This is a genomic window from Actinospineispora eucalypti (assembly GCF_039543365.1).
In the GTDB taxonomy this organism is placed as follows: Bacteria; Actinomycetota; Actinomycetes; order Mycobacteriales; family Pseudonocardiaceae; genus Pseudonocardia; species Pseudonocardia eucalypti.
On sequence record NZ_BAABJP010000030.1, the window covers coordinates 236,448 to 249,940 of the forward strand.

The 13,493-nt window shown below is 72.6% G+C and carries 12 protein-coding genes; 3 read left to right on the forward strand and 9 right to left on the reverse strand.

Translation table 11 applies throughout. From position 1 onward, the window contains the following. Window positions 1–3 precede the first annotated feature (3 nt). The 8 genes from ABEB12_RS26200 to ABEB12_RS26235 form a co-directional block, all read right to left on the reverse strand. The gene (locus ABEB12_RS26200) at window positions 4–741 is read right to left on the reverse strand and encodes an enoyl-CoA hydratase (protein WP_185062423.1); all 738 of its coding nucleotides are present in this window, start codon (window positions 739–741) and stop codon (window positions 4–6) included. Next, window positions 729–3,062: a molybdopterin cofactor-binding domain-containing protein gene (locus tag ABEB12_RS26205; protein WP_185062424.1), complete on the reverse strand. Its 2,334-nt coding sequence runs from the start codon at window positions 3,060–3,062 to the stop codon at window positions 729–731. The genes ABEB12_RS26200 and ABEB12_RS26205 overlap by 13 nt, the downstream gene beginning before the upstream one ends. Beyond that, a complete protein-coding gene (locus ABEB12_RS26210; RefSeq protein WP_185062425.1) occupies window positions 3,059–3,835 on the reverse strand; it encodes an SDR family oxidoreductase in 777 nt (258 codons plus the stop codon). The genes ABEB12_RS26205 and ABEB12_RS26210 overlap by 4 nt, the downstream gene beginning before the upstream one ends. 13 nt (window positions 3,836–3,848) lie before the next feature. Further along, window positions 3,849–4,643: an MBL fold metallo-hydrolase gene (locus tag ABEB12_RS26215; protein ID WP_185062426.1), complete on the reverse strand. Its 795-nt coding sequence runs from the start codon at window positions 4,641–4,643 to the stop codon at window positions 3,849–3,851. Beyond that, on the reverse strand, window positions 4,640–5,755 hold the full coding sequence (locus tag ABEB12_RS26220; RefSeq protein WP_185062427.1) for an alcohol dehydrogenase catalytic domain-containing protein: 1,116 nt from the start codon (window positions 5,753–5,755) through the stop codon (window positions 4,640–4,642). The genes ABEB12_RS26215 and ABEB12_RS26220 overlap by 4 nt, the downstream gene beginning before the upstream one ends. Before the next feature lie 111 nt (window positions 5,756–5,866). Continuing rightward, window positions 5,867–7,429, reverse strand: a complete 1,563-nt coding sequence (locus tag ABEB12_RS26225) for an AMP-binding protein (RefSeq protein WP_185062428.1) — start codon at window positions 7,427–7,429, stop codon at window positions 5,867–5,869. Between the two features lie 7 nt (window positions 7,430–7,436). Further along, window positions 7,437–8,996, reverse strand: a complete 1,560-nt coding sequence (locus ABEB12_RS26230) for a sodium:solute symporter family transporter (protein ID WP_185062429.1) — start codon at window positions 8,994–8,996, stop codon at window positions 7,437–7,439. Beyond that, window positions 8,993–9,340 (reverse strand): DUF485 domain-containing protein, encoded by a 348-nt coding sequence (locus ABEB12_RS26235; RefSeq protein ID WP_185062430.1) that lies wholly within the window; start codon window positions 9,338–9,340, stop codon window positions 8,993–8,995. The genes ABEB12_RS26230 and ABEB12_RS26235 overlap by 4 nt, the downstream gene beginning before the upstream one ends. A gap of 160 nt (window positions 9,341–9,500) precedes the next feature. On the opposite strand from ABEB12_RS26235, the gene ABEB12_RS26240 reads away from it, so the two are divergent. From ABEB12_RS26240 to ABEB12_RS26250, 3 genes are all read left to right on the forward strand, one after another. After that, a complete protein-coding gene (locus ABEB12_RS26240) occupies window positions 9,501–10,097 on the forward strand; it encodes a TetR/AcrR family transcriptional regulator (protein WP_345703156.1) in 597 nt (198 codons plus the stop codon). 100 nt (window positions 10,098–10,197) lie between these two features. After that, the gene (locus tag ABEB12_RS26245; protein WP_185062432.1) at window positions 10,198–11,079 is read left to right on the forward strand and encodes an ABC transporter substrate-binding protein; all 882 of its coding nucleotides are present in this window, start codon (window positions 10,198–10,200) and stop codon (window positions 11,077–11,079) included. Window positions 11,080–11,091: 12 nt separating this feature from the next. Further along, window positions 11,092–11,988, forward strand: a complete 897-nt coding sequence (locus ABEB12_RS26250) for a LysR substrate-binding domain-containing protein (protein ID WP_185062433.1) — start codon at window positions 11,092–11,094, stop codon at window positions 11,986–11,988. A gap of 321 nt (window positions 11,989–12,309) precedes the next feature. Here the strand turns inward: ABEB12_RS26250 and ABEB12_RS26255 are convergent, their stop codons facing one another. After that, window positions 12,310–13,452 (reverse strand): acyl-CoA dehydrogenase family protein, encoded by a 1,143-nt coding sequence (locus tag ABEB12_RS26255; RefSeq protein ID WP_185062434.1) that lies wholly within the window; start codon window positions 13,450–13,452, stop codon window positions 12,310–12,312. Between the last annotated feature and the right edge of the window lie 41 nt (window positions 13,453–13,493).

Genomic DNA, 13,493 nt, shown 5'->3' on the forward strand with positions numbered 1-13,493 from the left:
GGCTCACCGCCCGAGGAACCGGGGCGGCCGCTTCTCCGCGCGGGCCCGCCGCCCCTCGGCGAAGTCGTCGCTGGCCCAGCAGGCGTCGAAGGCGGTGCGCAGCTCCTTGTCCAGCGCCTCGTCCAGCTCGGTCTCGAAGGCGCGGTTCAGCACCTGCTTGGAGTAGGCCACGGTGAGCGGGGCCAGCCCGGCCACCTCGGCGGCCCACTCCACCGCCGCTTCCGGCGAACCCAGCCGCTCCACCAGGCCGACCTCGCGGGCCCGCTCGGCGGTCAGCTGGTCACAGGCCAGCAGCAGCGCCCGGGCGGTGCCGTTGCCGGCCAGCAGGGCCAGCCGGCGGATGGTCCACGGGTCCACCGCCAGCCCGAGCTTGGCGGTGGGCAGCCCGAACAGCGCCCCGGGTGCGGCGATCCGCAGGTCGGCGGCCAGCGCCAACTGGGTGCCGGCGCCGATGGCCGGGCCGTTCACCGCCGCCAGCACCGCCACCGGGGCCTCGGTGACCGTGCGGAGCATGCCGTAGAGCGCCTCGCGGAACTCCGCCGTGTACACCTCGCCGAGATCGGCGCCGGAGCAGAAGCTGGTGCCCGCGCCGGTGAACACCAGCGCCCGCGCGCCTCCGGCCAGCGCTTCCCGCACCGCCGCGTCGATCCGCCGGCACAGCTCGGTGTTCAGCGCGTTGCGCTTCTCCGGCCGGTCCAGGGTGAGCACGACGACGTCCGCGTGGGGGTTCACCTGGAGCATTGCGCCTCCGTCCAGATCGCCGCGGGGGTGATCGGCAGGTTGTTCACCTCGATGTCCAGCGCGTCCGCGACCGCGCCGGCGAGCACCGCGTTCGGCCCCAGCGTGCCGCCCTCGCCGACCCCTCGCACGCCCAGCGGGTTGGCCGCCGGCCGGGAGATGTGCCCGATGTACAGCTCGGGGATCTCCGCGCTGGTCGGCATCAGGTAATCCATCAGGGTGCCGGTGATCAGGTTGCCGTCCGGGTCGTACACCAGGTGCTCGTACAGCGCGCCGCCGATGCCCTGCGCGATCGACCCGGCGATCTGCCCCTCCACGATCTGGGGGTGCACCACCCGGCCGGCGTCCTCCACGCAGGCGTAGCGCAGGATGCGCAGCTCGCCGGTGGCCCGGTCCACCTCGACGGCGGCCACCTGGGCTCCGGCGGCGAACGCGCCGCGCACCGGGTCGTAGAACCGGGTGGCCGCCAGGCCGGGCTCGAAGCCCTCGGGCAGCCGGTTGGACTCCAGGTAGGCCACCCGGGCCACCTCGGCCACCGTCAGCTCCGGTTCGGGCGACCCGACCACGTTGATCCGGCCGTCGGTGATGCGCAGGTCGTCCGGGTTGGCCTCGAGCAGCGCGGCGGCCAGCGCCAGCACCTTCTCGCGCACCGCGAGCGTGCTCCGGTGCGCCGCCCCACCGCCGATCACCGCCTGCCGGGAGGAGAACGCGCCGAACCCCCACAGCGACTGGTCGGTGTCGCCGATGCGCACGTCCACGTCCTCGTATCGCACCCCGAGGGCCTCGGCCACGATCTGCGCCACCGTGGTCTCCAGGCCCTGCCCCTGCGAGGTCACCCCGGAGAACACGGTGACCCGGCCGTCCGGGTTGACCCGCACGGTGCACGCGTCGTGCCCGGTGCGGAACGGCATCCGGGGCCCCGCGCTGGCCGCCCGACCCAGCCCGGTCAGCTCGTTGTAGCAGGCGAACCCGATGCCGATGGGCGGCTCGTCGGTGCCCCGGCGGCGGTCCCGCTCGGCGCACAGCTCGGCGTAGCCGATCGCTTCGAGGGCCTTGTCCAGGCACTCCGCGTAGTGACCCGAGTCGTCCACCAGCCGGGACGGCATGCGGTACGGGATGTCCTCCGGCCGGATCAGGTTCCGCCGCCGGATGTCCACCCCGGAGATGCCGAGCGCGCGGGCGCCCGCGTCCAGCACGGTCTCCATGGCGAACACGCTGGCCGGCCGGGCCACGCCCCGGTAGGGACCGGACGGCGCGGTGTTGGTGGCCACCCCGCGCACCGTGCAGCGGTAGTGCTCCAGCCGGTAGGGGCCGGAGAGCAGGCCGCCGGCCATCAGCGGCTCGATGCCGGCGGTCCACGGGTAGACCGAGTACGCGCCGACGTTGCAGGTCACGTCGGCGCTCAGGGCGAGCAGCTCGCCGTCGGCGGCGAACCCGGCCTTGATGAGGTAGCGGTGGTCGCGGGCGTGGGTGGCGGCGGCCAGGTGCTCGACCCGGTCCTCCACCCACTTGACCGGTGTGCCCGGCATGGCCATGGCGATCAGGCACAGCGCGACGTCCTCCGGGTAGAGCACCGCTTTCACCCCGAAGCCGCCGCCCACGTCCGGCGCGATCACCCGCACGTTGCCCTCGGGCAGCTCGAGCAGCTCGGCGACCATGTTGCGCACGATGTGCGGCACCTGGGTGCCGGACCAGAACGTGAGCTTGCGGTCGGCGCTGTCCCACAGCGCCACCCCGGCCCGGCACTCCATCGGGTTGCCGGCGTGCCGGTTGGTCACCAGCTCGCGTTCCACGACGGCCGAGGCGGAGGCGAACGCCTCGTCCACCGAACCGGCCTCGAAGGTGCGTTCCAGCAGCACGTTGTCCGGCGCCTCCACGTGTACCGGCTCGGCGTGCACCGGCTCCTCCGGCGACCGCCAGGCGCGGACGGTCGGCGGCAGCGGCCGGTAGTCCACCTCGACCAGTTCCAGGCCGTCCTCGGCGCGGTACCGGTCGGCGGCCACCACGGCCGCCACGCACTCCCCGGCGAACCGCACCTTCTCGTGCGCGATCACCGGCTGGGCGGTCTCCACGTAGGACGGCAGCGCGGACCGCGCCCGCAGCGCCACATGGGCGAAGTCCGCGCCGGTGAACACCCGGTGGCCGGCCTCCCGGGCGGCGTCGGCGTCCACCTCCACCGCGGTGAGCTCGGCGTGCGCAACCGGGCTGCGCAGGAAGGCCACGTGACGCATCCCCGGCAGTCGCAGGTCACTGACGAACCGACCCCGGCCGGTGACCAGTCGCCGATCCTCCTTGCGGGGTACCGAGGTCCCGAGAATGGTCATGGCATTGCGTATCCGCCGTTGACGGAGACCACCTGGCCGGTGGTCCACGACGACAGCGGCGAGGCCAACAGCAGCACCATCGGGGTGATGTCGTCCGGCCGGCCGACCCGGCGCAGCGGGTACATGCTCAGGATCTTCTTCATCTTCTCGTCCTCCGCCGGGCTGCCGGGAACACCGGTGTGGTGGTCGAAGTTATCCGTGCGCACCAGCGCGAGCGAGACGGCGTTGGCCCGGATGCCGAACCGGGCCAACTCCTTGGCCAGCGATCGGGTCAGGCCGACGGTGGTGGACCGCGCGGTCGCGGTGACCAACAGGCCCGACTCGCCGACCCGGCCCGAGTCGCCCATCAGGTTCACGATCGAGCCGGCGCGCCGCTCGGCCATCCGCTTGGCCACCGCGTGGGTGATCCGCAGCGTGCCGGTGACCGTGACGTCGATCTGCGGCGCCCAGTCCTCCGGGGTCGACTCCAGGAACCGCTGCGTTTTGGTCACCGCCGAGTTGTTCACCAACACCCCGATCGGTCCCAGCTCCTGCTCGGTGCGGGTGACCAGAGCGGCCACCGCCGCCGCGTCCCGCAGGTCACCACCCACCGCGACCGCGTTCGCCCCGAGCGCGCGAGCCTCGGAGGCGCCCCGCTCCGCGCCCTCGGCGGAGGAGTTGTAGTGGAACGCGACGTGCGCGCCCTCCCGGGCAAAGCCCAGCCCGAGCGCCCGGCCGAGCCCCTGCCCGGCCCCGGTGACCAGCACCGTCGTCCCCGCCAACTTCAGATCCATTTCGCCCCTTCCGCTAAATCGCCTGGAACGCCCGGCCGCCGGTGGTGGTGACCACCCGCCCGAACCGAAGACCCGGGAAGTGCGCCCCGACCACCAGGTCGGCGGTGTCCGCGACCTCGTCGGCGATCGCGTTGCGCACGGCGCGGGCCGCCACCGGGTCGACGTCGAACACCGCCTGCCAGTCCGGCTCGGCCAGCTCGACCACCGAGTGCACGATGTCGCCCAGCAGCAGCGCCCGCTCACCCCGGCCGGAGAGCACGTAGACGGTGGAACCCGGCGTGTGGCCGGGCGTGTGGCGCGCGTCGACGCCCGGGGCCAGCGGCCCGTCGGTGTCGAACGGCGCCAGCCGCGAGGCCAGGGGGCCGAGCTTGCGCACCGCGCCCGGCTCCGCGTCCGGCGCCTCCACGAAGTGCGCCCAGTCGGCCGCGTGCACCCGGTAGGTGGCGTTCGGGAACACCACCTCGCCCTTGCGGGTGGCCCAGCCGACGTGGTCGAAGTGCAGGTGGGTGAACAGCACGTCGGTGACATCCTCCGGGGCGACGCCGTGCGCGCGCAGCGAGTCCAGGAACCCGCCGCCGGAGTACTTGTCGTTGTTGATGCCGCCGACCCCGGCGTCCACCAGCACCACCCGCTCGCCGGTTCGCACCAGGAAGCCGCCGAGCGGCAGGTGCAGCACGCCCTCCGGGTCCAGCTGGTCGGCGTGGCAGGCCCAGGCGTCCGGCACGCCGGGGCGGCTGAGCACCTCGGCGGCGACCTCCCGCCCGGTGCCGTCGAACACCGGCAGTACCTCGACGTCCCCGATCCTCATGCGGCATCCTCCCCCGGCCGTACCAGCGTGCGGATCGCCCGGGCGCCGGCCAGCTCGTCGAGCGCCCGGTCCACCCCGGCCAGCGTGGTGTACCCGGTGACCAGCGAGCGCAACTCCAGCTCGCCGGAACGCACCCAGTCGAAGAACCGGGGCAGGTCGGACCGGGCGTCCAGCGAGCCGGCGACACAGCCGCGCAGGGTGCGGGCGAAGTGGAACAGCTCCAGCGCGCTGAACGACACGGTCTCGTCCTTGCCGCCGATGCCCACCACGGTGCAGGAACCGCCGCGCCTGGTCATCGACCACATGTCCCGGATGGTGCCGGCCGAGCCAACGCAGTCGAACGCGAAGTCGACGCCTCGCCCCTCGGTCAGCGCCCGCACCGTCTTCTTGGCGCGGTCGTCGGCGAAAACGAAGTCGGTGGCCCCGGCGACGGTGGCCGGCTCCGCCCGGTCGGGGTTGCGGTCCACCGCGATGACCCGCCCCGCGCCGACCAGCCGCGCCCCGCGCAGCACCGACAGGCCGACCCCGCCGAGCCCGATGACCAGCACGGAGGACGCCTTGGTCACCCCCGCCGTGCGCACCACCGCGCCCACCCCGGTGGTCACCGCGCAGCCCAGCAGGGCCGCGTCCGCACTGTCGATGTCGTCCGGCACGGCAACCACCGCCGCCCGGGGCAGCACCGTCTGCTCGGCGAACGCGCCGACGGTCAGCCCCGGGTAGACCGGCTCCCCCGCCCCGGTCAGCGCGTACGGCTCGACGGACCGGGCGGAACCCTCGGCGCACAGGTGCGGTTCGCCCGAGGCGCAGAAGAAGCATTCGCCGCACGGCGTGATCCACAGCGGCACCACCCGCTGGCCGACCGCCAGGTCGGCCACCTCCGGGCCGCACTCCACCACCGTGCCGCACGCCTCGTGGCCGAGCACGGCGGGCATCCGCTGCGCCAGCACCCCTCGGGCCAGGGAAAGATCGGAGTGGCACACCCCGGCCCGGTCGATCCGCACCCGCACATCGGCCGGCCCGACCGCGCGCAGCCGGACGGTCTCCACCGACATCGGACGGCCGGCTTCGCGCAGCACCGCCGCGCGCACCGCGTGCGGGTACTCGGCAGTCATCGACGGAACCTCCAGGGGTACTAACTAGCGCTTATTAGTGAGCCTAGCGGAGGATGTCGCGCTGGCGCGCGACCCGTGAGTGAGAAGTATCGCTATAGCGATACTTCTCACTCACGGGTTCGACGGGTCGAGCAGCCGCTGGCGGAGCCGGAACCGCAGGATCTTGCCGGAGGCGGTGCGTGGGATCTCGTCGATCTCGAGCAGCTCGGCCGGCACCTTGAAGTGCGCCAGCTGGTCCCGGCACCGCGCGAGCACCCGGTCCACGTCCAGCCGGCCGGGGTCGCGGGGCACCACGAAGGCCACCGGCACTTCGCCCAGCCCGGGGTGCGGCACGCCGACCACGGCGGCATCCAGGATCTCCGCCGAGCCGAGCAGCGCGTCCTCCACCTCGGCCGGGTAGATGTTCTCGCCGCCCCTGATGATCAGTTCCTTGGTCCGCCCGCTGATGCGCAGGAAGCCGTGTTCGTCGCGGCGGGCCAGGTCACCGGTGTGGTACCAGCCACCGGCCAGCGCCTCCGCCGTCGCCTCGGGCAGGTTGTGGTAGCCGGGCGTCACGTTCGGCCCCTGCACCCACAGCTCCCCCTCCGCGCCGGGCGGCACGTCGAGGCCGGTCGCCGGGTCCACCAGCCGCACGGTGAGACCGGGCAGCGGCAGGCCGCAGGAGCCCATCACCCTGGTCCCGGTCGGCCAGTTCATGGTCACCATGGTGGACGTCTCGGTGATCCCGTAACCGTCCAGCAGCCGCACCCCGAAGGCCCGCTCGAAGGCCTCGTTCAGCGCCGCCGGCATGATCGCACCGGCGGACATGCAGATGCGCGGCGGGTGCGGCCCGAATCCCGCCGATCCGACCCGTTCCAGCAGGTAGTGGAACATCGTGGGCACGCCGGGGAACACCGTCGCCCGGCCCTCCGGCCCGGGTTCGCGCAGCCGCCGGAGCACCTCCTGGACGGAGAACTTGTCCAGGATCCGCTCGCTCGCCCCCACCGCGACCACGCCGAGCACGCACAGCACCAGCGCGTAGGAGTGGAACAGCGGCAGCGGGGACAGCAGCACGTCTTCCGGCCCCAGCCCGAGCGCCGGCACGAAGCTCGCCCCGACCACCCACAGGCAGCCGCGCTGGGTCAGGTACACGCCCTTCGGCCGCCCGGTGGTGCCGGAGGTGTAGAGGATCCACGACGGCCGGTCCAGGTCACCGTCATCGCGAGGCGGCGGCGCGGGCCGGGCCAGCATCCCGGCGTAGTCCAGCTCGCCCTCCGCATGCCGGCCGCCCGACACGGCCACCACCGTGGGCCCGGGCCGGCCGGCCAGCAGCTCCCGCACCGTGCCGATGCGCGCATCGTCGGTGATCACGATCCGGGCGCCGCTGTCGTCCAGCATGTGCGCCACCTCGGCCGGCGCGGCCAGCGGGTTCACGCACACCCCGACACCACCCGCCCGAGGGATGGCCAGGTACGCCTCGGCGGTCTCCACCCGGTTGCCCAAGTAGATCACCACCCGGTCGCCGGCCCCGAGGCCCAGCGAGGCCAGGTGCCCGGCCAGGCGCGCGGTGTTGCCGGCCAGCTCGCGGTAGGTCACCGCGCGCCGCTCGTCCACGAACGCGATCCGGTCCGGCCGCAGCCGGGCGTGCTCGTCCAGCAGCCGGTGGATGGGGCGGATCAGCTCGGTGTGCAGCATCGCCGGCTCAGGCCCTGCTCGCGGTCGGCTCGGCACCCAGCCCGGTCTGGGCGCGCACCTGCAGCTCCTCGAACGAACGCTGGCCACCCCGGTCACGGGAACGGGACAGCACCGTGCCCAGCCAGCAGGCCAGGAAACCCACCGGGATGGCGATCACCGTCGGGTACTCGATCTGGTACGGCGCGGACTCCGGCCCGCCCGGCCACACCGCCGGACTGAGTGCGATCAACACCACCGAGGTGACCAGGCCGGCGAGGATGCCGCAGATTGCCCCGGTGGTGTTGAACCGCCGCCAGGTCAGTGCCAGCAGCAGCGCTGGGAAGTTCGCGCCGGCCGCCACCGAGAGCGCCAGCCCGACCAGGAACGCCACGTTGAAGCCCGGCCCGGCGAGCAGCGTGATGGCGATGGCCACCGCGCCGATGCCGCCGGCCGCGACCCGCGCCACCGCCGTCTCGTTGGTGGCCCGGCCCCGGCGCAGCACGTTCGACCACAGGTCGTGGGCAACCGCCCCGGACGCCGACAGCACCAGCCCGGCCACCACGGCCAGGATGGTGGCGAAGGCGACCGCCGAGACGAACGCGGTGAACAGGTCGCCGCCCGCCGTGCCCGGGCCGCCCCCGAGGTGCTCGGCCAGCAGCGGGGTGGCCAGGTTGCCGCTCTTGTCCACCCGCGCGGCGGCTTCCGGGGGCAGTACCGCGCGGGCACCGAACCCGATCACCGAGGTCATCACGAAGAACGCCCCGATCAGCGCGGTGGCCCAGCCGGCGGAGGCCCGCGCGCGGCGGGCGTCCGGCACGGTGAAGAACCGGATCAGGATGTGCGGCAGCGCGGCCGTGCCGATGGCGAACGCCAGCGCCACCGACACGGTGTCCACGAAGGACCGCCCGGAGCCGCCCGGCGCGAGGTAGCCGGCGCCGGCCGGGTGGTTGGCCGCCGCCGTGGCGAACAGTGCGCCGAGGTCGAACCCGGTCCGCGCCAGCACACCGATGGTCAGCGCCAACCCGGCGGCCATCAGCAGCACGGCCTTGGTGATCTGCACCCAGGTGGTGGCCAGCATGCCGCCGAACACCACGTAGCCGAGCATGGCCAGGCCGGTCAGCACGACGGCCGGCAGGAACCCCAGCCCGGTCAGCGCGCGGATCAGCACCCCGGCCCCGACCAGCTGGGCCACCAGGTAGATCACCACCACGGACAGCGTGGACACCGCCGTCACGGCGCGCACCGGCCGCTCGCGCGGCCGGAAGGCGAGCACGTCGGCCACCGTGTACCGGCCGGTGTTGCGCATCCGCTCGGCGAACAGCAGCAGGATCAGCACGAACGCCACCAGCGTGACCGAGGGCATGATCCACCCGTCGAAGCCGGAGACGAACATCAGCCCGGTGAAGCCGAGGAAGGTGGCGGCGGACATCAGGTCGCCGGCGATGGCCAGCCCGTTCTGCGCGCCGCCGATGCTCCGCCCGGCCGCGTAGAACTCGGTGGCCGAACGGGTGCGCCGGGCCGCCCACACGGTGATCCCGACCGTGATGGCGACCAGCACCGCGAAGCCGATCAGCCGGGTGGTGTTCACCGCTTCACCTCGACCGCGCCATCGCCGGCCGCCGCGACCGCCGCCGCCTCCAGGCCGGCGAACACGGTCTCCGACATCCGCAGGTATCGCCAGGTCAGCAGCCAGGCCAGGACGAACTGGCTCAACCCGAGCAGGAAGCCGACCGTCATGCCGGCGAACACCACGGTGCCGGCCAGTGCGGGGGCGGCACCGAGCACGGTGAGGAACACCGCGAACCAGCCGAGCAGGGCGAACACCGACGCCCGCACGAAGCGGCCCCTCCGGTCGGCCAGCCGGGTGAACTCGGGCGAGCGGTACACCGCATGCCAGTCGTACCGGTCGCTCGGGATTGGTTGACTCGCCATTGAGCACCTCCGATGTCGGGAGGGCCAAAGACTAGCTAACGTTAATTCGTAGCTCAACAGCCAACTTCGAGGGTTCCCACGCGGGGACTAACGTACGGGGGCGAGAATGACTCATACCGGATCCCGGGCGAGAGCCCCGGGCCAGGCGAGGGAGAGGCGAGTGGCCGCGATCGACGCTCGCGCGACCGTGACCAGCGAGGCCGTGCTCGACGTGGCGCTCACCCTGTTCGCGCAGCGCGGCTACCACGGAACCGCGCTCAGCCAGATCGCCGAGGAGCTGGGCATCCGGACGCCCAGCCTGTACAACCACATGCGGTCCAAGCACGAGCTGCTCTACACCATCGTGGACCGCACCACCGCCGGCGTGCTGGACGACTTCACCAAGGCCACCGCCGGCCTGACCGACCCGGTGGAACGGCTGCGCGCGGCCACGCTGGCCTACGCCGGCCGGCACGCCTCGCACCGGCGGGAGGCGCTGGTGGTCAACCGGGACACCGCCTGCCTGGACGAGCCCCACCGGACCGAGATGCAGGACCGCCGCCGCGCGCACGAACACGCGCTGCGACAGGTGATCATCGAGGGCAAGAACACCGGCGTGTTCGCCGTCGACTCGCCGGCACTGGCCTCCTTCGCCATCCGGGAGATGTGTGTGAGCATCGCCCGCTGGTACCGGGAGGACGGCCCGCTGGACACCGAGCAGGTGGCCCGCCAGTACACCCAGTTCGCCCTGCAGATCGCCGGCTACCCGGGCACCTGAACCATCGACTTTCTCGATCGGCGTATCGATCCGCGCGCGTTGTCCGGAGTTTTGCCCGGTCATAGCGTCGGGGTCACACAGCGCCGGGAGGAGCGAGCAGATGGTGTTTCGGGTACAGCCGCACGTCAGGTTGCACGAGTGGGTCGCCGAGGAGCTCGATCTGTTCCGGGCGGAGGGCCTGGACTACGAGTTCCAGGCCGACGGGTTCGCCGGCGGCACCGCGGCGACGGTGGCCTCCGCTTCCAGTGCGCCCCTACAGGTGCGTAGCGGGGCTTTCGAGGACATGGCGGCCGGCCGCGAGTCGGACGTGTCGTGCGCCTGCCACTGGGCGGTGAACGCGGCTTCGTCCAGTTTGCACGGGAAGATGTACGGCAGCGCCTACTCGGTGTGCCCCTCGTCGATCTTCGTGGCCGCCGACTCGCCCTACCGGGAGCCGGCCGACCTGGCCGGCGTCGAGGTCGGCGTCGGCTACCACTCCGGCAGCCACTACTCCGCGCTGCAGGCGCTCGAGCCGTTCCTGCGCCGGGAGCAGATCAGGCTCGGGTTCATCGGCCGGCCGTTCGACCGGGCCCGGCAGCTGCTCGCCGGGACGGTGCCGGCGGTCAACGTCTGGGGCGCCCCGGCCTACCTGCTCGAGCAGCTGGGCTACCGCAAGCTGGTGGACACCACCTTCGTCATGGGCTACCTGCTCTCCGAGCGGGCCGAGCCGGCCGACGTGCGGCGGTACTTCCGGGCGCTGCGGCGCGCGCAGCGGGAGATCGACCTCGAGCCGCACCGCCACACCCGGCACTGGGCCCGGGAGATGCCGGCCGACCTGCTGAAGCTGGTCGACGTGCGGCGGTTCGGCCCGGGCGAACGGGTGGTCGACGCGCCGTACACCCGGGACATGTTCGAGCGGACCCAGGGCTGGATGCGGGAGTGGGACCTGCTCGACGGCACGGGGCGGTCGCTGGCACGCTACGAGGAGTCCGTGCTGAGCTGAGCGGGTGGTGCGGTGGGTCTGGACCTCTTCAAGCTGCGGGTCTTCGTCACCGTCGTGGACCGCCGGGGCTACTCCGCGGCCGCCGACCACCTGGGGCTGAGCCAGGGCACGGTGTCCTTCCACGTGCACGGGCTGGAGCGGCAGCTGGGCACTCCGCTGGTGCGCTACGAGCACCGGGAGATCCGGCTCACCCCGGCCGGCGAACAGGTCTACCGCCGGGCCGTGCGGATGCTGCGCGACGAGCGACAGCTGCTGCGCAGCATCCGCACCGGCCACGAGGGCCAGGTCTCACTGGGCGCGAGCATCGCGTTCGAGCAGCCGTTCTTCTTCGAGCAGGTGCTGGTGCCGTACCGGCAGGCGCGACCCGGGGTGCTGGCCTCGGTGCGGTTCGGCCCGAGCGTCGGACTGGCCGAGCAGGTGCTGGACCACGGGCTCGACCTGGCCTACGCAATCGGTTGGCAGGTGCCGGGCGGGGTGCGCTTCGAGGCGCTGCACGATGCCGAGTACGTCCTCGTGGTCGCCCGCTCGCACCCGCTCGCCTCGGCGGAGAAGGTGACCGTGGAGGCCGTCTCCCGGGCCGGGCTGATCACCGCGCCGCTGAACGACGTGGAGTGGGTGCACTACGAGAACGTGCTGCGCGAGCTGGGCCTCCGCGCGTCCGACGTCCGGCTGGAGGTGGACGGCATGCAGGCCAGGGTGCTCGCCGCCCGCGCCGGGATGGGCGTGCTCGGCATGTTCCGCCCGCCCTATGCCCGGCTGGACGACGACGCGCTGTGCCGGCTGGACCTGGGCCGATCGGCGCCGGTGGTCCGGGTCGGCCTGCTGCACCGCCGCGCCGAGCGCCCCTCCCCCGCCGTCCGTGACCTGGCCGACCGAATCCGCCAGCTGGCCCGGGCCGGTTCGTCCTGAGTCTGTGCCGGTGCGGTTGTCTAAACGGCCCGCTTGGACGGGCGCGGCGTTGTTGGTCTGCCGCCCCCTTGGTGCCACCGGCTCCGTTCGGCTCCGGCGGCCTCGAGATCTACCTGAGCGGGCTACGCCCGTGATCGGAACCCCGGCTAGGTAGATCTCGACGCGTGATCATGTATCGAGCCTGGACGAGGACGCATCGGCAACCGGACGGAAGGTGCCCGGCCGAGCCGCGACAGACCGCCCAACCGCGGCCGTCCAAGCCGGTCTTTCAAGACCACAACCCCGAGTCGAGCGCGGGCACCGAACCATCGGTCCGGGGAACTAAACCTGGTCGGCCAGTTCGCGGCCGATCAGTTCCTTCATGATCTCCGTGGTGCCGGCGTAGATCGTCTGCACCCGGGAGTCGATGAACGCCCGGGCCACCGGGTACTCCAGCATGTAGCCGTACCCGCCGTGCAGCTGCACGCACCGGTCGACGACGCGTTTCTGCAGCTCACTGACCCACCACTTGCTCTTGGCCGCGTCGGTGGCGGTCAGCTCGCCGGCGTTGTAGGCCAGCACCTGCTTGTCCAGGTAGGCCTGCGCGACGTCCAGCTCGGTGGCCATCTCGGCCAGCTCGAAGCGTGTGTGCTGGAAGTCGCCGATCCGGCTGCCGAAGGCGGTGCGCTCGAAGCAGTACCGGCGGGTCAGCTCGAACACCGCGCGCGCTCCCGTGTATGCGCTGGCCACCACGCCCAGCCGCTCGCGGGGCAGGTGAGCCATCAGGTAGCGCAGCCCGTCGCCGGGGTTGCCGAGCACGTTCGCCGCCGGCACCGCGACGTCGTCGAAGAACAGCTCGGCGGTGTCCTGCGCGTGCAGCCCGACCTTGTCCAGCTTGCGTCCCCGGGCGAAGCCGGGCATGCCGGCCTCCACCACGAACAGCCCGAAACCCCGCTCGCCGGTGCGCGCGGCGACCACCACCAGGTCGGCCGAGATGCCGCTGGAGATGAACGTCTTCTGGCCGGTCAGCCGCCAGCCGTCGCCGTCCGGCACCGCCACGGTCTGCATGCCGCGCAGGTCACTGCCGGTGCCGGGCTCGGTCATGGCCAGCGCGCCGATCACCTCGCCGTTGGTGAACCCGGGCAGCCAGCGGGCGTGCTGCTCGTCGTCGCCGAGGTCGATCAGGTAGTGCAGCACCAGGTCGTCCTGCAGGCCGAAGGTCATGTTCAGCGAGGTGGCGCCGGCGTCGGACAGCTCCTCGTTGACCACCAGCCGGTACCGGTAGTCGGTCTCCCCACCGCCACCGAACCGCTCCGGGATCTCCAGGCCGTACATGCCCTGCTTGGCCGCCTCGGCCAGGGTGGCGCGGTCGATCATGCGCTGCTGGTCCCAGCGCTCCAGGTTCGGCACCACCTCCCGGCGCACAAACTCCCGCACCGACTCGCGGTACCGCTCGTGATCAGCCTCGTACAACCCACGCCGCATGCCCACGAATCTAACATGAATTCAAATCACCTCTCACGCCG